The sequence below is a fragment of the Trichocoleus sp. FACHB-262 genome, from assembly GCF_014696035.1.
GTDB lineage: Bacteria > Cyanobacteriota > Cyanobacteriia > FACHB-46 > FACHB-46 > Trichocoleus.
On record NZ_JACJPK010000034.1, the window covers coordinates 237,693 to 261,232 of the forward strand.

Below are 23,540 nucleotides of genomic sequence, written 5' to 3' on the forward strand. Positions count from 1 at the left end.
TGCTACAACAGCCACAACCCCATTGCGATCGCCACCCCTACCAACGTGATGTTGTCGATGTCTGGAAATGGTAGAGCTTCTACGAGAGTTGCCACGAATGCGATCGCTGCTACTGCACCTGTGGTATTCGCAAGGTTGAGAGGTGGTTGAAAGTGGCCCAGGTGATTAAAGAGCGTTAGAAATCCTAGGCCAAATCCGAAACTGCCCAAAAACATAGCTGTTGAGCCTGCCCAGCTTTTATGGGAGCTGAAGGGTAACTTGTGTTTGCCTAGTCGGCGTCCCACAATATCTGCCAAGCCATCACCGCCACACATCAGCATTAAAGCCAAAATTCCGATAGGGGAGTTGCGCCAGAACAACACTGTGCAGAGAATAAAGGCAATGCCGTAATACAGTGGTCCTCGCAAAATTTCGGCGGGCTTGCCTTCACGGGTCATGGCTTGAACAGCAGCAGGATCGGCAATAAGTTCGGTGCCGATCGCTAAAAACTGAAGGGTGATTGCGAGGGGTACCAGGGCTGCAAAATACCGCGCGATCGCCTGCTCGCTGTAGAGATGCCAGCAGAGGACAAACAACGGCCCTGTCCCAATATGAATAATTTTGCGGCTGAGTTTCTGTTCTAGCCAGCCTCGTTGCGCCAGCGTATTTACTAGCTTGAGCCAACTGAGGGCGATCGCAAAGGTGATTGCCGTAGCTGCAATATCTCGAACTAGGGAATTAGCTAATAAAGCACTCAATTCCATTTTTTAAGTCAAACAACAACAGCACCCAGAATCGTTCCTTACAATAATCTCCTCCAATACGATGAGCTTGCCTAGAGTTGTGCTGAAAAAGATTTAGTTTAAATCTTTCTGACAAAGGTATCAGCAACAAGGCTCTCTTTTAATCCAGAAGGGAGATATGAGAAACAGAATTGGATGCTGTTGTAATTTCGGTCGATAAATTCACAAAGGAACTTACTTGTTATCTGCATCGATCGGAAACTGGACTACTTACGACCCAGAACGATTCTTGTGATTGACTTCCCCAAATAGGTTGAGGTTACTTGGAGTTGGGCTGATGCAAGACTTCATTGAAGCGTAAATTTCAGTGAAACTATCAGCAACAGAGCTCCCGATTAAAGTGGAGAGGAAATACCAAGAACCAGTTTAAATGCAGCGGTAATTTGGTCCAGTAAACAGGATGAGGAATTAATTTTTAACCTCCTCTTGACGTGCAACGTAACGATTTACTCGTCTTAGAAGCTAATTAGCTTCTATTAACAGAATACTCGGATTTTATCGGTTTCATGACATTGAAACCAAAGTTTACGATCGCGCAATTATACACTCTTAAAACAGGGCTAACCTGGGCTGGGTTAACTTGGGCGATCGCCAGTTGAGTTGGTAGCTGTCTCTGGTTTCAGCGGTAAGCCATCGCGAAAGACAAGTAGCTCTCCGGGTTGAAAAGATGTCCAAACTTCGTTATCGGTGAGCGGCACAGTGGCAATAATGGCAACGCGATCGCGGGGGGTAGTCAGCTCCTGAAAATCGACGGTGAGGTCAGCATCAATTAGATGGGCTGCGGCAAAGGGAGCCTGACGCACAATGTAGCAAAGCTTGGTAGAACAGTGGGCAAAGAAGTGTTCACCGTCGGAGAGCAAGTAGTTGAAGCTGCCTTGCTGGGCGATCGCGCGAGTGACTTCGTCCAAGACTGGATAAAGTTGCTCTAGGGGCGGTTTATCTTCTGGGAAGGCTTGCCGCAAAGTATTCATGATCAGGCAAAAAGCTCGTTCACTGTCGGTCTGTCCTACCGGACGGTAAAAGCCATTGCTTTCTGGATAAAAGTCGGGCAAGTCGCCATTGTGAGCAAAGATCCAATAACGCCCCCATAGTTCCCGGCGGAAGGGATGACAGTTTTCTAGCGCCACTCCCCCAAACGTTGCTTTACGGATATGGGCAATCACATGAGTAGATTTGATCGGATATTGCCGCACTAGCTCAGCTATGGGGGAGGTGGAGGAGGGTTTTTCATCAAGAAATAAACGGCATCCTAACCCCTCAAAGAAGGCAATTCCCCAGCCATCTTGGTGTTCATCCGTTTTGCCACCCCGTGCCGAGAAGCCTTCAAATGAAAAGCAGATGTCGGTGGGTACGTTGCAGTTCATTCCCAACAGTTGGCACATGGAGGCAATGTCTCGATAGTCCTTCAAACCCTATGCCCATTGATTGTACGTGCGATCGCCCCCTCAATAACTTTCCTGAAGAAATCAGCGCTACCCTGTAAGGGATGACATAACATGACGTAGCTTTTAGTCGAAACCTTATGAAATCAGTTTTAGGTTTGCCCCTCCCTTCCCTGATTGGCTTTGGTTTAGCGATCGCCCCCAGTATGTTGTTGGCCCAGCCCGCCAGCGCTCAGCCCCAAGGGATGCAGGGTAGCTACGTTGGTGTGACCGTTGATAGCAGCAAAACTAATGAAATGCTGCAATCCTTCATAGAACCAGGAACCTGGGATGGTAGCCCTACTTGGTCGCCAGCAGAGCTTTGGCAAGAACCGACCGAAACATCCAGCGTCGGGGTCGAAAATCAGTTTCAAGGCCGCTTGGATTTGCCCAACAGCAAAATCTCGGCAAGAGGGTCCGTCTTTTTAGTGGATAAAGAAGTCAAGGCCGTGATGCCAATGCTCTCCTACGACCTCGCTGTGAGCGGCAACACCAACATTTATGCAGGAGCAGGATATACCTTCGTCAAAACGCCAGAACAAGCCACACCGCTAGGCGATCGCAATGGCGTCGTCCTGACTACAGGCGTAGAAGCAGCCGTGAGTGATGGCATTGTGATTTACGGAGATGCCAAATTGAGGCTCAACCGCGATCGCGCCGATACCAATCCTCCTGTGAGAGTGCAGGTAGGAGCGGGTTATCGTTTTTAGAGCATGAAATCCCTCTCCGCGTCGGGGAGGGGTCTCTCAAGTCAGCTAGATAGCGCTAAATCTGCTTGCAAGAAGTCGATAAATTGCCGAGCGGTACGTCCAGAGCGACCATTATGGCGCGTGGCCCATTGCAAGGCTTGAAACTCCAACTCTTCGCAACTGATGGCAATTCCTGCCTGAACCGCGAGGTGTCGCACCATCTGCAAATACACATCCTGGTTAGCAGGCTCAAAGGTTAAGGTTAGGCCAAAGCGATCGCTAAAAGATAGCTTCTCCTGCACCGTATCCCAATTGTGGATTTCGTCACTATCCTTCGGTCGGGGGCGATCGCCAAAGAACTCGCGTACCAAATGCCGTCGGTTGGATGTGGCATAAACGACAACATTTTGCGCTCGAGCCGTCAAGTTACCTTCCAGTACGACCTTTAAGGATTTGAAAGCATCATCATCTTCTTCAAACGACAGATCATCCACAAAAACAATGAACTTCTGAGGCAAATTCCGCAGTTGCTCCACGATCACAGGCAGCTCTTTCAGGTCAGACTTAGCGACTTCAATCAAGCGCAACCCTAAGTCACTGTACTCATTCAACAACGCCTTTACTAGAGACGACTTCCCAGAGCCACGACTGCCATAGAGCAACACATGCAACGCTGGGTAACCAGACAGCAAAAAGGCTGTGTTTTTCATTAAAGCTTCCCGTGCTGCCTCATAGCCCACTAGATCAGTGAGCCGAATTGGGTCAGGGTGAGCAATTCCCACTAACTTTCCAGATTGCCAGCGACAGGCGCAATATTCTGCAAAGAAGCCAGTGCCAAAACGTTGGTAATAGGCCGCCAAATCTTCTAAGGCATCCGACCAATCATCCATCGTTTGCAGTTTGGTAATCAGCAGTTGCTCCTGCATGGTTTCATCCGTATGCAGCGCGATCGCGGGGCTAAAGCAGGTCAAGTCATCCACCCAGGAAACTGGAGCCGCAGGCAGTTGGGCTATTACTTGCACCCATTGGCTCAAGCGATAGCTCGTGCAGCCATACAGCGTTTGCAACACCCGCAAGTCATGCCGCGCCGCTGTGACTAAAGCCGGAGGTAATTCGGTTAATTCCGTTTGCTGCACGCGCCGCGAGAAGGGGTTATCGGCCTTGAGGAGTTGCATCAGCAGGTATTCTTGCCAGCCTTGATTGCTCGCGGCCAAAGATTGAAACCAGCGCCCATAAGCTTGCACGCAAGCCAACCCGTCTACGTCCGTGTGGCGTAGGGCTTGCAACAGTTCCACAAACCGCCGACCGACTTCCTCCTCAAATAAAAATTGATAGAGCAGGAGGGACGCGGCTTGACGTTGAATAAATTGAACTGAAGCAACAGTTTGGGCATCCATGAATGAATCAGGTAGTTTACTTGAGGAATGCGCGATCGTCCGTTAATCTCTGGACTAAGTGTACAAACTTCAGCCCTGATAGCCAGGGAAGTGACCTTATGGAATCAGTTGTCATCAACCCAGGTATTTTGGCCGCGATCGCCTACGGAACTTTAGCTATTATCGGGGGAATCGTGGGCTTCCTCCAAGTTCAAAGTAAAGCATCCCTCATTTCTGGTAGCATCAGTGGCCTGTTGCTAATCGGTGCGGCAGTGCTACAACTGCAAGGATACGCTTGGGGCTTACCTTTAGCCGCTGCAATTACTGCTCTACTCATCATTGTGTTTGTGGGACGCTGGACCAAAACTCGCAAGTTCATGCCTGCAGGTCTAATGATTATTTTAGGGGTAGGAGCCTTAGCGGTGATGCTGTACACCCTACGGGGCTGAACCAAACCTGCTCCCCTGGTTCGATATTATTCTCAGGAACAGGGGCAAATTAAAGTGATTCCAGATGTAGCGCAGAGTTATGTATATTGCTGCATCTACATTGAGGTTTACTAATGGTTTCCACAGCGGCTCGCTTCCCAGATATCCAAACCCATTGGGCCCGCGCTTTTATTGAGAATTTGGCGCAGCGTAACATTATTAAAGGGTTTGAGGATGGTACCTTTCGGCCCAACCAATCCATCACGCGGGCCGAGTTTGCCGCATTGATGCAAGCGACCTTTCCCAAGCCCGCCATTCGTCCCTATGTGCCGTTTGTTGATGTGCCTACTACCCACTGGGCGCGAGCAGCCATCCAGAAAACTTACGAAACGGGGTTTCTGTCTGGCTATCCCAATAATCAGTTTCAACCGAACGAAAAGATTATTCGGGCTCAGGTTTTGGTTTCCCTAGTGAATGGCTTAGGCATCAACAAAATGGTTGTGGCCGATCTCAAAGCGGCTCTACCAACGGTGTATCAGGATGTGGCTCAAATTCCTGCCTATGCGACTGAGGCGATCGCAGCGGCTACCAGTGCGGGGATGATCGTCAACTACCCAGACCTGAAGCGGCTGAATCCTGCCCAAGCTGCCACCAGAGCAGAAGTTGCCGCCTTGCTCTATCAGACCCTGGTGTATTTGGGACAAGCACCCGTCATTTCATCCAACTACATTGTGAATTATCAGCGCACTGCCGCCGTATCTCATACCAGAGAATTTCGCGGCGTGTGGGTAACATCGGTCTGGAACCGCGATTGGCCCTCTTCTTCAAAGCTATCTGTAGAGCAACAAAAGGCAGAGTTTGTCAGATTATTGGATCAGTTCCAAGCGTTGAACATCAATGCGGTGATTCTGCAAGTGCGACCAGAAGGAGATGCCTTGTATGCTTCACCGCTAGAGCCTTGGAGTAGCTGGTTAACGGGGACGCAAGGAAAAGCTCCAGAGCCGTTCTACGATCCTTTGGAGTTTGCGATCGCGCAATGCCATCAGCGCAATATGGAGTTTCATGCTTGGTTCAATCCCTACCGCGCTAGAACCGATAGACAAGACAAATCTTTAGCTGCACCCCATATTGCGGTAACGCATCCAGAAGCCGTTCTACCGTATGGAGATGAGCTGTGGATGGACCCAGGAGCAAAAGTAGTCCAAGATTTGTCTTACAACGTGATTTTGGACGTAGTTCGCCGCTATGACGTAGATGGGATACATTTGGATGATTATTTTTATCCTTATCCGATCGCAAACCAGCCATTTCCAGACGAGAAAACCTATCAGGCGTACCAAGCAAAAGGCGGTACACTCTCCTTGGGAGACTGGCGACGGGAAAATGTCAATCAACTGATTCAGCGCCTTGCCACCGAGATTCGAGCCACGAAACGTCATGTCAAATTTGGCATCAGCCCTTTTGGGATTTATCGCCCTGGACAGCCTCCCAAGGCTCAAGGATTAGATGCCTACGATCGCCTGTACGCCGATGCCTTAAAGTGGATGCAACAAGGTTGGGCCGACTATCTTGCCCCCCAACTGTATTGGCGCATTGATGCTCCCGCCCAGAGTTACCCGATGTTGTTGCAGTGGTGGACCGAGCAAAACTCCCAGCGTCGGCACATTTATGTCGGCAACCACTTAAGTAAGTTAGATAGCATCAAGTGGCCTGTTGCAGAGGTGGAGCAGCAAATCGCCATCACTCGCAGCATGGCAGCTCAATTAGCCTTGGGCAATATCTTTTTCAGCGCCAAACCTCTACTTGATAATCGTTTAGGCATTACAGACACTTTCAAGAATGTCCTCTATACCAAGCTTGCCTTAGCACCTGCAATGACTTGGTTGAGTAGCGATCGCCCCTCTCTCCCGATTAACCTAAAATTGCAAAACGGTACCCTCACTTGGAGCACCACAGCTAATAGCACAGTGCGATCTTGGACTCTCTATCAACAGTCAGGAGAAACTTGGACATTGCAGCGAATCCTACCTGCTGACACAAAAACTGTCACCCTTACAACTGGCACCTACGCTCTCTGTGCTGTCGATAGATTAGCCAACGAAAGTGCTGGAGTGTTAATTACAGTGAAGTAAATTAGGCAGAGCAATGGCGCTGAGGCAACTCAGGTTCTGTTCAGGTTATGTCTAAGGAGGGTGAACAATCTAAGCTCGGCTGCGACAAGATCAAACAATACTCCAGCTTATTTGATTGTTACAGTGCGAGTTTTATTGGCTTCAAGTGTGAGCTTGAAACAGCCCCTACCTACAACATGAGTGCTTAATATGCCTAGCAATATCAAAGAGAAAATTACCCAAGATTTGCAACAAGTCAAATCTACTGGACAGGTGCGATCGGACCGCATCCGAGACATTGTCAAGTCGGCAGTTTCCCAGGTTAGCTCTGAAGTAAAGCAAGGTTCTGGTGAACTCCGAGATATTGTCAGAGATGCCATTTCTGCAGTTGTGGAAACCTTTCAAGAAAAAGGCGGTGAACTAAAGGAAGAAGTGACTGCTTCGCTGGAAGGCGCTATTGAGGGTGTGAGTGAGATAAGACGCCGCTCGATCGCTCAAACCCAATCGGAGATGAAGCAATTGGAAACCAGATTAGACAGCGAAGAGGCAGAACTGCAACAAGAAATCGATCGCCTCTTAGTTGATGTGGGTGAAGCAGACCATGGTGAGACTTCACCTAAGGTTAAGACAGCCATTACATCCGCAGTCGATAGCTTGCGAGATAGCGATGAAGTCTCCTTGATGAAAAAACGCTATGCTCAACTCCAAGCACAACTAGCAATTCTCCGAGCTAACTTAGCGGCTCGCTATGGTGGACGCACCGAAGATATCCAGGGATATTTGGACGAAGCCAAAAACTGGTATGACCGCTCTCGGCCCCAAGCGGAAGCGTTGGCTGGACAAGTAGAACAGAAGCGATCGCAGCTAGAGGAGCGCTTGGGAGATGCAGGGACAGCCGTAGCGAAAAAAGAGCGCCAAATTCGGCAAATTCTCAGTGAGCTACTGCACTCTGCAGGGGATGCTTTACGCGAGAAAGAGCGTTCTAATAAGCGCTAATTCGGGTTCAATTTCTTTGTTAGAGATCAGATAAAAAAGAGGGCGGTCGCCTCTGATTAACAGAAGAGCGATCGCCCTCTTTTTTTACATGAAACCCTGTAGGGGCGAACGGCCATTCGCCCCTATGAGTTGCTAGCTAGCGTTAATCAACTGGAGCAATCGCTGTAAGGAGATCTCTACTTGGGCAGGATAGTGGTTGAGGTCATGGCCGAGGCTGTAGATTGCTTTCTCCAAAAGATAGGCATTCAGCAGCACCTGTAGCTCCTGCTCGGTTTGAGGCACGAAAGGATGATGGGCCGCAGTCTCAAGGTAGGTGTTGAGGAATGTAGCACTGACAGAACCATGCCAAAACTCTGTCCATTGCTCCATAAGAGCTAGGTTGTCGGCATGAATCAAGCCACCTTCGATTTCATTACGCAGAGCTTGGTTAGCGGCGTAATAGAAGGACTGGAGTATCCCTGCCACATCTCGCAAAGGCGATCGCTTCATCCGGCGTTCGCTCAGAGTTCGATTCGGTTCTCCCTCAAAATCAATAATGATGAAATCCTTCCCGGTATACAGCACTTGCCCCAGATGATAATCCCCGTGACAGCGGGTCCGCATCGCGGTAATTTTCTGGTTCAGAATGAGTTGGAAGCTATCCAGCGCTTTCTCCTGAAGATCACAAACAGACTGAGCCAGCGGTTGAACATCAGCGGATAAAGTGCCTAGGTTCTGCTTCAGCAACCGGAACACTTTCCCGGTCAAATTGCGCGCATATTGATAAATAGAGCGCTGATAGAATGTGGAGAAGGGTTCTGGTGCAAAACTGGCATTCTCTAGATCGGAAGCTAAAGCACTGTGCAGTTCCGCGGTCCGCTGAGCCAAGAGCTGGACATTAGCCAGATAAGAACCAATCTTACTGAGGTGAGAATCAGGCACTGTAGCTTTTTGCCAATCAAACAGCGTTCCTGAAGGAATTGAAATTTCCGTGATTGCTTCTGGCTGAATCAGAGCATGATCGAAATAATCCCGTAAACTATCGAGAGTGTAATCCCAACCGCTTCTGGTATCCAGAACAAATTCTTGCAACCTACCCAGAGTCATGGGTTCTTTATTGGGTTGGCGATACTCTAGAGCGCCTGCAACCGAAGCAAAATGCTCTAAACATTTCTTTTCTTCCAAAAAGATCCCAATTTCTAAATCCGGGTTAATACCCTCCTCAACTTTACGGAATAGCTTCAGAATCAAGCGATCGCCATAAATGATCGAGGTATTGTTGTGCTCTCCTTTCATCAGCGTTGGCTCTAGAGGAGCAGCATCAGCCGTTAAAGGAGAAAAGATATCGGTTGGTGTAGCCGCCAGTTCTCCTGCTGTCCCCTGATAGCGGTGATTTTTTGCTACTGCATCTAAGAGAGCCGTGAGGAAGTTTTTGTCGGCTGTGGCATCAAATAAAACGCCAATGTCGTCTTTGCCAGTAATATGCAGGCGGGCTACCACTAGTGGCGGATTATCGGCCAATAAATGGATTGCTTGGTCTCCTTCTGCATAGCCCAGAGGAAGTAAGTAGGTTTCTGACTCTCCTTGGATATACTGCACTTGCAAGCAAAGGAGATGGGCTTCTCGGTCTTGGAAAGGAATCGCGATCGCCTCTTTAATGTGAACCGATTGCACCGTTTGTGCTTTACCAACAAACCAGCGGCAGGTATAGAGATAATTTGCTAGCACCGATTCCAAATAATCCCGTGAGTCGCGTTGGGATAACACCATCCGCCACTCACCCTGAACCGTCAATGTCGGTAGATCAGCTTGAGATTTTGGTGCTTGTAAGGCACTGGGTTGGGGTTGCAAGGTGAACCAGTAGAAAGCGTAAGGCCCGACGCTGAGGAAGTAGGAGGACTCCGTAATTGGGGGGAACTGTGTGCGACCAAAGATCTCTACAGGCATCATGCCTTGAAAGGCAGAGAGATCGATTTCTACAGTTTGCACAAAGCGGGATAAATTGGCGATGACTAGAATCGATTCGTCTTCGTAGGTACGAATGAAAGCCAACACCTTTCGGTTATCTGGGTGCAGCAGCTCAAAACTGCCCCGTCCTAAGGCTTGGTAGCGCTTACGGGTGGCAATTAAGCGCTTCATCCAATGCCAGAGGGAATTGGGGTTAGCCCGCTGTGCCTCAACGTTGATGGCTTCGTAGTGGTACTCCGATTCGACAATAATCGGCAAATACATCCGATGCGGATTGGCACGGCTAAAACCAGCATTGCGATCGGCGCTCCATTGCATTGGAGTTCGCACGCCATTGCGATCGCCTACATAGACGTTATCCCCCATGCCAATTTCGTCTCCGTAATACAGCACCGGAGTTCCTGGGAGGGCTAGTAGCAAGCTGTTGAGCAATTCGATTTGACGGCGATCGTTCCCTAGCAAAGGAGCTAACCGCCGCCGAATTCCTAAGTTCACCCGCATATCTCGATCTTGGGCATAGACGCGATACATATAGTCGCGGTCTTCATCCGTCACCATTTCTAGGGTTAATTCATCATGGTTACGGAGAAACAATCCCCACTGACAGTTATCCGGAATCGGCGGTGTCTGATGCAAGATGTCGATAATTGGGAAGCTATCTTCCATCCGCAATGACATAAACAGGCGCGGCATCAGGGGGAAGTGGAAGTTCATATGGCACTCGTCCCCGTCGCCATAGTAAGCCGCCGCATCTTCTGGCCATTGATTGGCTTCCGCTAGCAGCATCCGGTTCGGATGTCTTTCGTCCACATACTGCCGCATTTGCTTCAGAAAGTCATGGGTTTCTGGCAAATTCTCACAGTTGGTACCTTCACGCTCGTACAGATAAGGCACCGCATCCATTCGGAGGCCATCCACACCCATACTGAGCCAGAAATCCAGCACCTCGAAAACGGCTTGCCGTACTGCTGGATTGTCGTAGTTTAAGTCAGGCTGGTGGGAGTAGAAACGATGCCAATAGTAAGATTTCGCGATCGGGTCCCAAGCCCAGTTGGAAGTTTCAAAATCCTGAAAAATAATTCGAGCTTCCTGGTATTTTTCGGGGGTATCGCTCCACACATAGAAGTCTCGCTCTACGCTACCTTTTGGAGAGCGACGCGCCCGCTGAAACCAAGGATGCTGATCAGAAGTATGATTAACAATTAGCTCAATAATGACCCGAATGCCCCGCTGATGGGCTGCGGCCAGAAACTCCTGAAAGTCTTCTAGCGTGCCATAAATCGGATTGACGTTGGTGTAGTCGGCAATATCGTAGCCATCGTCTTTGAGTGGCGAGGGAAAGAACGGCAGCACCCAAAGGGCAGTAGTGCCCAAATCCTGTAGATAGTCTAATTTCTCCGTCAGACCTCGAAAGTCCCCGATGCCATCCCCGTTACTGTCAGCAAAAGCCCGAACTGGCACCTCATAGATGATCGCGTTCTTAAACCATAAAGGTTCATCTTTGATCACTGAACGTTGCATCTTTTCCACAGTTCAATTCCCTATCGCCACTGTAATAAGGTAGAGAGTCTATCCCTAGCTTGCCAATAGCCTACAGGCTGAAACTTAAGGGGTATACAGTGTCTTGCCCATCACTATTTGGCTTCAGCCTCCCCTGCTCTTGCTATGGTCGGCATACGATTACTCCTGAAGAAATAGATAGGTCTATACCAGAAGAAATAAATTCACAAAAAAATGGGCGATCGCTAAGGACCACCCATTTCTATGACTCCCGGGTTACGTTGGTATTAGGCGGGATAAATGCGTAAGCGACGATGCGGTTCTGAGCCAAAGCTGCTGGACTGGAGTTGGTAATGCTCCACCAGTTCATGTTGCATCTTACGGATATGGGCTGCGCGAGGCAGCAACTCCACAGGCTGGCCTTTAGGTAGCACAATTTGCTCTACTGCTAATCTGGCTTCCTCCAGCGCATCCATTTCATCACCCTCATCATTTCTGTCAGCCGCTAGATCAAAATCAGGTTCAGCGATCGCTTCTAGCCCTGGCATCCCCAACACCTGACGTAACGTGCGGGTAATTTGAGGAGTCGTGTTGGACTTAATGGCATAGATTGGGATGTCATGCGCTTGGGCTAGGTGCCGTAGGTTGGCATGCTTTCTCAGGTGCGATCGCAACGCCAAGATCGCTTCAGCTTCTGCCAACCCTTCAACCAGGACAACTGGTAAGTTCAGCATGCTGATCACCTGTTCCAACTGCTGACGACCTGTCCCGTAAAGGTAAAGCCGTAGCGGTTGATGGCCCGATAGCTCTAGAGCCTCTGTTGGCGACAACTCACGATCAACTTCTGCTAAGCTCCTGCTTCTAGATAGATTTTGTGGAAAAGGCAGAAGCTGTCCTGTGCTTTGACTACTGGTTTTGCTAAATGAGTCATTTGCCGCAGGCGCATTGGGTCGTCTTACAGGCGATAGGCTGGGCACTTCTCGAGTAATGGTGACCTGGCCTTCGTCATTGATAGTTCTGACTTGCGGGCTAGGTTGACGACCTCTGAGCAAAGCATCTACCGTATCTGCCACCGTTTCATGCACAACCCAACGCTGCCGCTCTAGCATCTCCACAGCAATGTCGAAAGTCGGGGGAGCTTTGCGTTCCAGGACGCTCTTTTGACTACCTCGCCGTCTGGCTTCTTCATCTCCCAGCGTCACAGACTGAATTCCGCCAACCAGATCAGAAAGGGTTGGGTTTTTAATCAAGTTTTCAATCTGATTACCGTGAGCGGTCCCTACGAGTTGCACGCCTCTTTCCGCGATCGTGCGAGCAGCCAAAGCTTCGAGTTCTGTACCAATTTCATCAATGACGATTACCTCTGGCATGTGGTTTTCCACCGCCTCGATCATTACTTGATGTTGCAGTTCAGGACGAGCCACCTGCATTCGTCTAGCGCGACCGATCGCAGGGTGAGGAATATCTCCGTCTCCAGCAATCTCATTGGAGCTATCAATGATCACCACCCGCTTATTCAAGTCGTCTGCCAGGACCCGCGCAATTTCTCGCAAGGCTGTGGTTTTACCGACTCCTGGACGACCCAACATCAAAATTGACTGGCCTGTTTCCACCAGATCTCGAATCATCGCGATCGTACCGAAAATGGCACGACCTACCCGACAAGTGAGGCCAACAATCTCACCGGAGCGGTTTCTGATAGCGCTAATCCGGTGCAAGGTTTGCTCAATTCCGGCGCGGTTATCTCCCCCGAAGTCGCCTACGCGATCAATACAGTCCTGAATTTGAGCCCGAGTCACTACCTGCTCAGAAAGATACTCGGCTTGGTGCGGAAAACGAGCTTCTGGTCGCCGCCCTAAATCTAAAACGACTTCAACTAAGCGATCGCACTCTGAATGTTGTTCTAAAACCTGTTGAATCTCCGAAGGCAAAATATTTAACAGTTTCTGGAGATCATCTGTAGTTTGCATGCTTCTATGTCAGCGTTGCTAGACGCAAATAAAAGAGTTAGTAAAACCTGCTTGCCATCTCATCTAACATTGTGGCGATCGTCCCACTTTTTATCAGCCAGAGAGTACGACTACCTAAGTAGGGATTCCACCCCTGAGTCTTAATTCTACCAATCTACCTCCCCAGATCTAGGGTTAGCCTCTACCGCTGAGTAGACGAGTAGACGGCAGATAATCATTAAGATGGCACATACTCAACTGCGGAGAGCTAAATGCTCGCACGTTTAATCAACTTCCTTAAGAAACGGCTTGGTATGACCAAACGTCAACCTCTTGGTCGAGCCAACTTGTCTGAAACAGATTCGTTTGACACCTTGCCTACCCCTTGGCCGATCGCCCAAGTTGAAGAGGAAGAAGATCCTAAGGTTGTATAGTTTCGCTCTAATAGTTTTTCTCTAAGCGGTAGGGTGACTGCTCAAATAAATCCTCTCCATCAGCCTGACGCTTCAAAGGCTAGGGAGATGTGTTAAATTTTCTACAAATAAATAAAAGTAATTACCTAAAATTGATGAATCTGCTTCTAGGCGATCGCCTAGGGCATAAACTCTCTATTTCCCCACGACGCAGCGGAGTAAGTTGGGGTTGGTAAGAGCTTTGGGCGAGGCACCTGGCGTAGATTCCACCCAATACTTCGGGGCTCTCACGTAGTTGAGAATTGTGATAAATACCTATTTTGTTACCGAGAAATAACAGTAGTAGGGGTATAATCGCGTTAAATTAACAAAACTACACACGTAAAATCCGGTTGTTCGGGTGAAGGAAAGGTGATAGAAGGAGTGGAACAATCTACCAGCAATTCCAAATTGCAACAACCCGATGGCACGGAAGAATCGGTAGGTTTCTCTCCGCCAGTCACTCCATTTGAATCGCCCATGTCCAACCCGGTCGTAACTGCACCTTTGTCCCAACGTACTACCCTGGCCAAACGCCTCTTTTGGAGTTTTGCCTTCGTTTTAACGACCACCGTCTCTGCGTCGATTGGTGCAAGTGTGGCTTTGCTGACTCCTTTAGCGCCGTCTTCGTCTCCAGAAGAGCAAAACGTATCTCTGAATAACCTGTGGCAGAAAGGGCTACAGTACAAAGTGTCTCGGCCAGTCAACATCTTGGTGATGGGGGTCGATCGCGTTCCTGGGGTGACGGGTAATTCCTCAGAAGTGTTTGACGGTCGTAGCGACACCATGCTGCTGCTGCATGTTGACCCCAAAGCTCAATCAGTCAGCATGCTCTCGATTCCCAGAGATACCCAGGTGGAGATTCCGGGGATTGGGATCACCAAAGTTAACCAAGCCAATGCTAGTGGTGGACCTGCTCTAACTGCGCGGGTGGTTAGTCGCACCTTAAATGATGTCCCAATTGATCGCTACGTTCGCGTCAGCACCGATGCTTTCCGCGAGATTGTGGATTTGCTGGGCGGTGTTGATGTCTTCGTGCCCACGCCAATGGCTTATGTAGACCAAACCCAAAAACTAAAAATCGACTTGGCGCAAGGCTGGCAAACCCTAAACGGGGAACAAGCCGAGGGCTTTGCTCGTTTTCGCAACGATGCATATGGTGACATTGGCCGGGTTCAACGCCAGCAGGCCTTAATCAAAGCTCTACGCGATCGCCTCACCAGTCCTAGTGTGCTGCCGCGCCTCCCCAAGGCAATTCGCATCATGCGGAAGTACATTGACACCAACCTCAGCCTAGAGGAAATGCTATCTCTCATTGGTTTTGGTCTCAACTTAGAGCGCGACCAACTCAAGATGGTGATGCTACCCGGTCGCTTTAGCCAAGCCGATGAATACATTGCCAGCTATTGGCTCATGGACGATCGGGGGCGCGATCGCGTCATGCGAGAGTTTTTCAAAATCGACTCCAGCGGGTTAGCCCTAGACAACCAATATCGCTTGGCTTCCGATAGCGCTCCCCAAGGGCTAAGAATTGCCATTCAAAATGCCTCTGGGCAGCCTGACCTAGGTAGCCGCGTGGCTCAACTGTTAGAGAACCAAGGTTTTCCAAACGTCTACATTGTGCAAGACTGGCCTGACCATCAACGCCAAACCCAAATCATCGTGCAGCAAGGTGACTTAGAAGGAGCAGCAGTTCTCAAAAAAGCGATCGGACTCGGTAATATTGAAGCCACTTCCACCGGGGATTTAGAATCTGACCTCACTATTCGCATCGGAGAAGATTGGCTGCAAAAGGGAATCTAGCTAGAACCGTGGTCTAGATTAGTTTGGGTAGAGCTTCGCCTGAATTAATATCCAAGCGGTCTCGTGCTAGGTTGGGTGCAGAATGTCGGTGGCTGAAGTGGGATGAAAGTTGCAGATTTAATTACCTGGTTTGAAGCTTGGGCCAATCCAAGTTGGCAGGAAAGTTGGGATAACTGTGGCTGGCAAGTAGAGCCAGGAGTTCTCGATCAACCCGCCTACGTTTTAGTCTGCCTCACTCCCACGCTCAGCGTCATGCATGAGGCGATCGCCCTCCAACATGCCGGAATTCCAGTCAGCTTAATCTTTGCCCACCATCCGTTAATCTTTGGCCCCCTGAAATCGCTGAAAAAAGGCGACCCCATTGGGGATATGGCCCGCTTAGCCTTCACTCACCAAATTGGTATTTACACGGCCCATACTAACTTTGACCAGGTGAATCACGGCACAGCAGATGTCCTAGCCGAAGTTTTGGATTTGGCTCAGGTTGCCCCGATTGTGCCAACGCAAAATGGCTTTGGTTACGGACGAGTCGGCTTGCTTGAACCAGCCCTTTCCTTACAAAATTTGCTAGCCCGGATTCAAACTCAGCTTGCACCCCCTGAGTTGATTTTTTCGCCCACGGCGGATCTGCATCAATCAATTCAAAAGGTAGCCGTTTTAGGAGGCTCTGGCGCGAGCTATATTTCCGCTGTGGTCAAGACGGGAGCGCAAGCCTACCTCACCTCGGATTGCAAATTTCACCAGTTTCAAGAAAGTCGCGATCGCGGCCTAATTTTGATTGACGCTGGGCACTACGCCACCGAACGCCCCGCCTGTGCTCGATTAGTCGAAAAATTGCGGGTACTAGGGCTGGAATGGGTGCAACTCAGCAGCGAAGACGAAGACTTTCGGCAGTTTTACCATCATTAAATTGGTAATGATTTTGATGGTTGTGGGTTTTGCCTCCACTACTACAGCTCGTTAATTTACTTGCCAAACAACTTGTCAGCAGCTCGGCCAGTGGCATACTGTAACGGATACTCTGGTTATGAGGCTGTTTGGGAGAATTGTATTCATGGCTTATTTCTGGTTTAAAGCATTTCATATCATCGGCGTCGTAGTTTGGTTCGCCGGACTTTTCTATTTAGTGCGTTTATTTATCTACCACGTAGAAGCCGAAGAAAAGCCAGAACCCGCCCGTTCCATCTTGCAAGAGCAGTATGCCCTGATGGAAAAGCGCCTATATAACATCATCACCACGCCCGGAATGGCGGTGACAGTGGCAATGGCGATCGGCATGCTCTATACCCAACCGGATCTGTTACACGATCGCTGGTTGCACTTCAAGTTGGGATTCGTCGCCATTCTGCTGGTCTATCACCATTACTGTGGTCGCTTGCTCAAACAATTGGGTAAGGGGGAATGCAAGTGGAACAGTCGGCAGTTGCGAGCCTTAAATGAAGCCCCAACGCTGCTGTTAGTCGTGATTGTGATGCTGGCAGTGTTCAAAAACAGCTTGCCCACCGATGCTACAGCCTGGGTAGTAGTCGGCTTAGTGATTACAATGGCTGCGACAATCCAGCTTTATGCCAAGATCCGCCGCAAAAACGAGGAGAAGCTAGCTGCCGCTGCTACCCAAACAACGGACAACTCTTTACCCGCTAATTCTTAAAGAGAACGAAGCAAATACTTATCAAAGTTTCCAACTTGAGTTGATCTCTCCCATCCCTCTCCGTTGCGGAGGGGGATTTTGAGTTTTGGTTCCTTCCCGTATTGCTCTCCTCCTGTACAAGAGAAGGGGAGCTGTAGATACTTTATTCTTGATCTACTTCAATGCGGGCAAGTCCTGTGCCTGGGTAGTAGGTGCCTAAAATTTGGCGATAATCATATCCTTCCTCCGCCAACTTCAAGGCTCCTAATTGGCTCATTCCTCGGCCCCCATGCGCATCAATCACAATGTCATCAGAAGCGGCGTAGAGCGACTCTACAATCCCACCGCGATAACTAATAAATTCTCCCGCAGTTTCATTTACCGCTTGATAAGTTCTGTCTGCTTCTTTTTCGGCACCCGCATAGACTTGGTACTGTTCATCATCTCCTATGTGATAGAAGTCGGTTGCAGGTTTGAAATAATAAGTCAAGGCATAGGAGCGAGCCGCGATCGCCTGAGCCTTCAGAGCCGCCATCGGCCAACTCGGAGAAACCTCAGCGCCAACCACACTATAGAGATAATCTCGCAATAGAACATGGTTCACCGCTAACAAACCGCTGGGTCGTACCATCAGCAGCAAACGGCCCCGGTACCAGCGATCGCCAACATAAACCAAACCTCCTTCTGTGGGTTCAATATAGACCGCACTGGGAAGCTGCCATGAATTTAAGGTGATGCCTGATCCATCGAGCTGAGCAGTATAAGCAGATTCGGCAGGTAGCTCCCGGAGCACTTGACCATTGGTGTCTAGAATAACTCCAGGTGTTGAGGTGCCGACAGCTAAAGAGTTAGCTTCTACCGCGATCGCCACCTGGATCTCCAGCACACTATCGATTGCTGTGGAGGACTTAGCGGCTGCTAATCTCTCTGCGGCACTAGCACTGATGGGTGCTGCACTAGCCTGGCTAGAAGTTTTTTGTTGCTTGGCAGGAGCCGTAGACTTAGCTTTAGCTTGTGGTTTGGGATTTTTAGCGGCAGAGGCAGGACTAGTGTTGGCGGCTGGCTTGGCAGGACTTCCAGATTTCTGAGCAGATTTTTTGGGAGAGGCAGTCGGCGTTTTTACGACACTCTTAGCAACAGTTGGCGTTGTGGTGGGAGACGGAACTGCGAGATTGGCAGTCGGTGAAGCCGAAACGACTGTTGAAGTTTCTTGAGCAACTGGGGCACTTTGGCGACTTTGGCTGATCAACAAAATGCTCACGAGCGGCACCATACCTAGCACAGGAATTAGTGGCCAAGGGCGGCGTTGGATCAAGCTAAAGATAGGCTTTACCATAGAACGGCTCAAGGTCTGGACTCCTATTTAACTGTTGGGCCTATAGCTATTTATTCCTACGGTTTTCAACTATAACTCGGCTTTTGAATCAGTTACACTAAGGCTCCGCCACAGCTAGATCCACTTCCAGCGGTACAACCATAACAGAAATTGGCAGTACGAACAGCTTCAATTACATCTAGAGTCCCAGCTTCCAGTAGCTTTGCGACGGTCAGTGTTTCTCCAGTGCCAGTTCTAACGGGCAGGTTTTCCATTTGGTTAAAATCGCAGTCGTAAATATTGCCTAAATAATCAATTGAGAGTTCGTTACGACACATTAAATTGGCTAAAGTAGCAGGATTGAAGTTGTCTTCTAAAAACTGTAAATAAGGCTGATGCAGATGACGATGATCTAGGTGAAACTTGGTTCGACCAATGGGAAGGTTGGTAATTGTGAATAGTTGGTTGAATTGAATTCCAAACTGCTCTTTGAGATAGGTTTTATAATCCTGCTCTAGTTTCTGTTGATTAGGTGTGAGTGAGAACTTCTCAGTGGTCGGAATTGGCGGGTTATAAACTAAATCCAGAATTAAGTTGGGGTTGTCGCCATATCCCAATTGATTGAGCTTTTGTAGAGCTTGAATAGAGCGATCGAACACCCCATTGCCGCGCATTTTATCTACGTTATCTGCTTGATAGCAGGGCAGGGAAGCCACTATTCTGACTTGATGTTGAGCAAAATATTCAGGCAAATCTTCAAATCCTGGCTCAAAACAGATGGTCAGGTTGGAGCGCACAATCACTTCTTTGCCCGTCGCTCTCGCCGCTTCGACTAGAGGCCGAAAGCCATAGTTCATCTCTGGAGCCCCACCCGTCAGGTCAACGGTTTTAATTTGAGAAAAGCGGTGAATTACTTCAATCAATTGCTGACACACTTCGGGCGTGAGTTCTTCTGTGCGTTTTGGCCCCGCCTCAACATGACAATGGCTACAAGCTAAATTGCAACGCCTGCCTAAATTAATTTGGAGAACGCTAATGGATTGCTTGGTGAGGGGAGCACCCAGCTTTTGCGCGAAAGGAGTCACGGTTTTAGAACTTGATTGTGATTGAATCATCCTCTCTTCCTTTAGAGTTTCCTGAGCTAAGCGATCGCAACAGTAGACATAATCACAACCCATAGTTTAGGGAGTGATTCGTTAAGCTAGCGATGGAGCAGCAAATAACTTCCTGCACTAATGGAGGCTGCGATCGGTAAAGTTAAAATCCAAGACAGCAGAATTTGATAAAACACCTGCCAGTTCGCTTGGCGAGAAATTAAACCACCACCAAAAATCGAACCCACTGAAACATGCGTCGTTGATACAGGTAAGCCATAGCGACTCGCAGCAATCACTAGGGCGGCTGTGACCAAGTTGGCCGAAAAACCTTGTCCCGCATTCATGTTGGTGATTTTTTGGCTCATTGTGATGGCAACTTTTTTAGCGTTGATTAAGCCACCGATCGCCATTCCTAAGCCAACTGCCAGCATGCCCCATTGCACAGAGAAGGCTTGCCCGACCAACAGCAAGGAGACGATTTTAGGTGTATCATTCAAGCCCCTAGCAAAGCTAACCGTCCCAGCACTGACAAAGTGGAGGGCATTAATCAGTTGTTGACTTCTTATCCCTAGAAACTTACCTGTATAACGCTGCGTACAACGGTCCAAAGAATCTACAGCAAGGTCGGTGGTTGTCACACACTTGAGCAGATTTGTGGCATCTGGTTGCGGAATCGGAATCACCTGCTGAGTCTCTCCCACGCACAAACACCATTCTTTTTTAATGCCAAGGGTTACTCGCAAAGTCCGAAACAGCCCATACAATAAGCTTCCCAGCACGATCGCCAGGACAGGACTGACCAATAAAGGCAGCAAAAACGAGCTTCCTAGAGCACCAAAATTTACCTGGCTACCGATCGCGACTAACCCAGCACCTACTAAGGCACCCGTTAAGCCATGAGTGGTAGAAATGGGAAATCCGGTGAAGGTGGCTAGGATGACCGTGATTCCTGCCCCTAAAGCTATAGACAATTGAAAGTCAGCAGCACTGGCGATCGCATCAGGCACTAGCCCCTTACCAGAAAAGTTCTTGAGTAGGGTTGCCGCTAAAAAAATTGAACAGATTGACCCTAAAAATGTCGTTAGGGTAGCCCAAGCGATCGCGACTTTGTAGCTGGTGGTTTTGCTGCCAAATAGAGTAGCAACTCCTTTGAAGTTGTCATTGGCTCCATTGGAATATGCAAGAAAGCAAGTAGCTAGAAATAGCACAAACAAAAGCATGAGGCTTGTCTCTAACGATCCACCTAACAGCAACCACCACCGTCATAATGCCAAGTGGATGAAGTCACAATCACATCCGGAATGGTGGCTGCAAGTTTGGCAGCGGTTTTGTCGCATACGGCTGCGGGGAGACCGCGTTGTAATACGTGCCCTGCTTGGTCGTCAAAAAAGGGTTCTAACCCCGTATAGATGGCGGTTTTCCCTGTAAAAATGCAGGCTCCATCATCCGGAATTGACACTTTAAAGGAAACTGAATCGAGACTTTCTAATAAGAGATGTTCCTCTAAGCCATAGCTTTGGCGATCGAGCAGACGGTAAGGACGACGCGCCCGAATTTCTACCTGCCCAAAGCCAGCCTGGACAAGATGCTGAACATAGCGTTCATAAGTTAAGGCTCCAGATAAGCACATAGCCCGTAGACGCTCATCTTGCTGCAGATGCTCTGGAATGGGCCGCGTGGCGATCGGATCACTCATCAAGAGACGACCACCCGGTTTCAGGACTCGATAAACTTCTTGAAGTGCTTTAGCTAGATCGGCAGGTTCAAAAATATTAAACAGACAGTTTTGGGCCACTACATCTACAGAAGCATCGGCAACGGGTAGATGAAAAGCATCTCCTTCCCGAATTTCCACGAAGCTAGGGTCAAACCAGTCATTTTCTTGGGCAGCCATCTGTAGATTTTGGCGAGCCGCTTCCCGCATCATCTCAACCGGATCGACCGCGATCACCGCTCCGGGCTGGCGAGAGAAGTAGGCAAATTGCAGTGCCTCTAAACCGCCCCCCACTCCGACATAAAGAACAGTGGGGTTACCGGCTAGTTCTGTTGCATGTACGGTGGTCCCACAACCGTAGTTCATCTCCTGCATCTTGCCAGGAATGTTTAGACCAGGCAGTTGCAAGGGGCTACTTTGCACACAGCAAAGCCCCACCTGTGGCGTTTCTGCAACTTCACTATAAAACTGTGCAACTGATTCAAGATAACTCACAGAAACCCTCTCTCGTGATCTGACCTCAGTAGCTCATGGCTACGATTTCACCCGGTTAATTTTGTTGGTTAGATGGACTTTCTCAGCCCTACCCGAACCCACAAATTCGCTGTGGTGAATGACTACTTCTGGTCAGTGTAACGTCAGAAATACGTTTAGCGTGCGGTTAGATTAGCTTTATGCTTTGACTTAATGGGAGCGATACCACCGAGCTAAGCGATCGCGCGGTACTCCCAAAAAGTAAGCCAAGATGATCAATTGATTGAGCAGTGTGGTTCGGAGCACGCCGAGTCTTGCCCAACGGCGACCAGAGGTGATAACTGGCTCAGGAACGATCGCGATTGCCCCCTTTTGCTTCAACCGTTGCATCAGATCAAAATCTTCCATAATTGGCAAATCAGCAAAGCCACCCATTTGCTGAAAGGTTTTGGCTCGGAGAAACATAGCTTGGTCACCGTAGGGCATTTGCCCGTAGCGCGATCGCCAATTCACTAACCGCTCAATCAGCCGTATTCCTGGTAATGCACTATTAATACTGAGGGCAAACGCTCCAGCCATCACTCCTGGGGAAATTAAAGCTTGCTGAATTTGAGTAGCAGAATCAGCAGGTAAAAGCGTGTCTCCATGCAGAAACAGCAACACTTCTCCTGTTGCAACCTTTGCCCCAGCATTCATCTGCTGAGCGCGGCCTGGGGCAGTCGTGATTACCTTGGCTCCCAGTGATTGCGCGATCGCCACTGTCTCATCTTGACTCCCACCATCCACCACAATAATTTCTGCATTTGTCGCCCGCTGAGCCGCCGTTAAAGTTTGGGCGATCGCGGCAGCTTCGTTGAGTACCGGAATAATAATTGAGATTTTCTCGTTACCGAGCTGAGTAATAGATGATTGGCTAACTCGCTTCCAAATCGCTAAATCTTCAGGACGATCAATATCATCTAAGGGCGGTAAAGAGCCAATAGATAAACTGTGCTGTTGGGCGATCGCGATCGTTTGCTCCCAGACGCGATCGGTGCTCCAGGTAATACCTTGAAATAATTTTGGGACAAATAGGCGCAAACCAATCAAGTAATAGCCGCCATCGGTAGCAGGGCCTAATACTAGATCATGCTGCTGTAATTCCTGAAATGCTTTGCCGAGAATGACCATATTTAAATCGGGGCAATCAATTCCCACAATCACCACGCGCAGCATCCCGGCTCGAAAAGCAGATTGGAAAGCCTGGGCCATCCGTTGTCCTAAGTCTCCTTCACCTTGCGATCGGTAAGTCAAATCGTGTCCTAACCAGGATCGCATCAGGCCGACATTACCACCTGTGAATCGCACCTCTAAATCAATGGGTGAACTTGACTGGAGTATTCGGGCTTGCGCCAATGTATGTTCTGTCATGCGCTGTTGCAAAATCGCCGCCCTCTCTGGCCCTAGCGCAGGAATCAGTCGCGTTTTCGTTTTGCCAGGTTCAGGATAACGCGTAAAAATAATCAGGCGTTCTCTCACTGCTGTCGCCACTGAGTACAGCTACTTATCCTACACTGGCGCAATTGATTAAGTTTCTCCAGCCAAAACTCTCTGTTAGCTGGAAATATAATATAGCGATTCTTAAATGCGGTGTGCCTCGCATAACCCACCAACTTCATAAATCATTTAAAGCTGCTGTATGCCTAGTGCCAATCGGTTTGATGCTCTCCAAAATCACCTAGTCAGGTAATTCAGTCGGATGAGGCACCATTTGTTGTCCATTTGTAGGATAATGGCCACAATTATTTTTTGAGGAACTACCGCGCTAGATCATTAACTTTTAAGATAATTTTTCAAACTGTAAAATTTTAGTAGAG

Annotated in this window: 17 protein-coding genes; 7 read left to right on the top strand and 10 right to left on the bottom strand. The window is 49.0% G+C overall.

Annotation, left to right across the window (positions count from 1 at the left end; genetic code table 11):
- Window positions 1-2: 2 nt before the first annotated feature.
- A complete protein-coding gene (locus tag H6F68_RS07485) occupies window positions 3-743 on the bottom strand; it encodes a diacylglycerol/polyprenol kinase family protein (RefSeq protein WP_190557787.1) in 741 nt (246 codons plus the stop codon).
- Window positions 744-1,357: 614 nt separating this feature from the next.
- Window positions 1,358-2,191: a class II glutamine amidotransferase gene (locus H6F68_RS07490; protein ID WP_242065395.1), complete on the bottom strand. Its 834-nt coding sequence runs from the start codon at window positions 2,189-2,191 to the stop codon at window positions 1,358-1,360.
- A 113-nt stretch (window positions 2,192-2,304) separates the two neighbouring features.
- Between H6F68_RS07490 and H6F68_RS07495 the strand changes: the two genes are divergently transcribed.
- Complete coding sequence (locus H6F68_RS07495; RefSeq protein ID WP_190557788.1) at window positions 2,305-2,913, top strand: outer membrane beta-barrel protein; 609 nt, start codon at window positions 2,305-2,307, stop codon at window positions 2,911-2,913.
- A 41-nt stretch (window positions 2,914-2,954) separates the two neighbouring features.
- Here the strand turns inward: H6F68_RS07495 and H6F68_RS07500 are convergent, their stop codons facing one another.
- Complete coding sequence (locus H6F68_RS07500; protein WP_190557790.1) at window positions 2,955-4,289, bottom strand: ATP-binding protein; 1,335 nt, start codon at window positions 4,287-4,289, stop codon at window positions 2,955-2,957.
- 98 nt (window positions 4,290-4,387) lie between these two features.
- On the opposite strand from H6F68_RS07500, the gene H6F68_RS07505 reads away from it, so the two are divergent.
- The 3 genes from H6F68_RS07505 to H6F68_RS07515 all read left to right on the top strand — a co-directional run bounded on the left by H6F68_RS07505 (window position 4,388) and on the right by H6F68_RS07515 (window position 7,803).
- Window positions 4,388-4,717, top strand: coding sequence for a TMEM14 family protein (locus H6F68_RS07505; protein WP_199299958.1), 330 nt, complete (start codon window positions 4,388-4,390; stop codon window positions 4,715-4,717).
- Between the two features lie 113 nt (window positions 4,718-4,830).
- Window positions 4,831-6,828, top strand: coding sequence for a family 10 glycosylhydrolase (locus H6F68_RS07510; protein ID WP_190557792.1), 1,998 nt, complete (start codon window positions 4,831-4,833; stop codon window positions 6,826-6,828).
- A gap of 189 nt (window positions 6,829-7,017) precedes the next feature.
- Entirely contained in the window at window positions 7,018-7,803 is a 786-nt protein-coding gene (locus H6F68_RS07515; RefSeq protein ID WP_190557794.1) for a histidine kinase, read from the top strand.
- Between the two features lie 132 nt (window positions 7,804-7,935).
- Here the strand turns inward: H6F68_RS07515 and treS are convergent, their stop codons facing one another.
- A complete protein-coding gene (gene treS, locus H6F68_RS07520) occupies window positions 7,936-11,271 on the bottom strand; it encodes a maltose alpha-D-glucosyltransferase (protein ID WP_190557796.1) in 3,336 nt (1,111 codons plus the stop codon).
- A gap of 266 nt (window positions 11,272-11,537) precedes the next feature.
- A complete protein-coding gene (locus H6F68_RS07525) occupies window positions 11,538-13,220 on the bottom strand; it encodes a R3H domain-containing nucleic acid-binding protein (protein WP_190557798.1) in 1,683 nt (560 codons plus the stop codon).
- A gap of 815 nt (window positions 13,221-14,035) precedes the next feature.
- Between H6F68_RS07525 and H6F68_RS07530 the strand changes: the two genes are divergently transcribed.
- The 3 genes from H6F68_RS07530 (at window position 14,036) to hemJ (ending at window position 17,105) form a co-directional block, all read left to right on the top strand.
- Window positions 14,036-15,454, top strand: a complete 1,419-nt coding sequence (locus H6F68_RS07530) for an LCP family protein (protein ID WP_313930053.1) — start codon at window positions 14,036-14,038, stop codon at window positions 15,452-15,454.
- Window positions 15,455-15,556: 102 nt separating this feature from the next.
- Window positions 15,557-16,363: a Nif3-like dinuclear metal center hexameric protein gene (locus tag H6F68_RS07535; RefSeq protein ID WP_190557807.1), complete on the top strand. Its 807-nt coding sequence runs from the start codon at window positions 15,557-15,559 to the stop codon at window positions 16,361-16,363.
- Between the two features lie 145 nt (window positions 16,364-16,508).
- Window positions 16,509-17,105, top strand: coding sequence for a protoporphyrinogen oxidase HemJ (hemJ, locus tag H6F68_RS07540; protein WP_190557809.1), 597 nt, complete (start codon window positions 16,509-16,511; stop codon window positions 17,103-17,105).
- A gap of 142 nt (window positions 17,106-17,247) precedes the next feature.
- Here the strand turns inward: hemJ and H6F68_RS07545 are convergent, their stop codons facing one another.
- The 5 genes from H6F68_RS07545 to H6F68_RS07565 form a co-directional block, all read right to left on the bottom strand.
- The gene (locus tag H6F68_RS07545; RefSeq protein WP_190557811.1) at window positions 17,248-18,420 is read right to left on the bottom strand and encodes a SpoIID/LytB domain-containing protein; all 1,173 of its coding nucleotides are present in this window, start codon (window positions 18,418-18,420) and stop codon (window positions 17,248-17,250) included.
- A gap of 92 nt (window positions 18,421-18,512) precedes the next feature.
- Window positions 18,513-19,514, bottom strand: a complete 1,002-nt coding sequence (arsS, locus tag H6F68_RS07550) for an arsenosugar biosynthesis radical SAM (seleno)protein ArsS (protein ID WP_190557814.1) — start codon at window positions 19,512-19,514, stop codon at window positions 18,513-18,515.
- Window positions 19,515-19,600: 86 nt separating this feature from the next.
- A complete protein-coding gene (locus tag H6F68_RS07555; RefSeq protein ID WP_190557816.1) occupies window positions 19,601-20,716 on the bottom strand; it encodes an inorganic phosphate transporter in 1,116 nt (371 codons plus the stop codon).
- A gap of 23 nt (window positions 20,717-20,739) precedes the next feature.
- Window positions 20,740-21,705 (bottom strand): arsenosugar biosynthesis arsenite methyltransferase ArsM, encoded by a 966-nt coding sequence (arsM, locus tag H6F68_RS07560; RefSeq protein WP_190437469.1) that lies wholly within the window; start codon window positions 21,703-21,705, stop codon window positions 20,740-20,742.
- A 189-nt stretch (window positions 21,706-21,894) separates the two neighbouring features.
- Complete coding sequence (locus H6F68_RS07565) at window positions 21,895-23,214, bottom strand: TIGR04283 family arsenosugar biosynthesis glycosyltransferase (RefSeq protein WP_313930054.1); 1,320 nt, start codon at window positions 23,212-23,214, stop codon at window positions 21,895-21,897.
- Window positions 23,215-23,540: the final 326 nt, after the last annotated feature.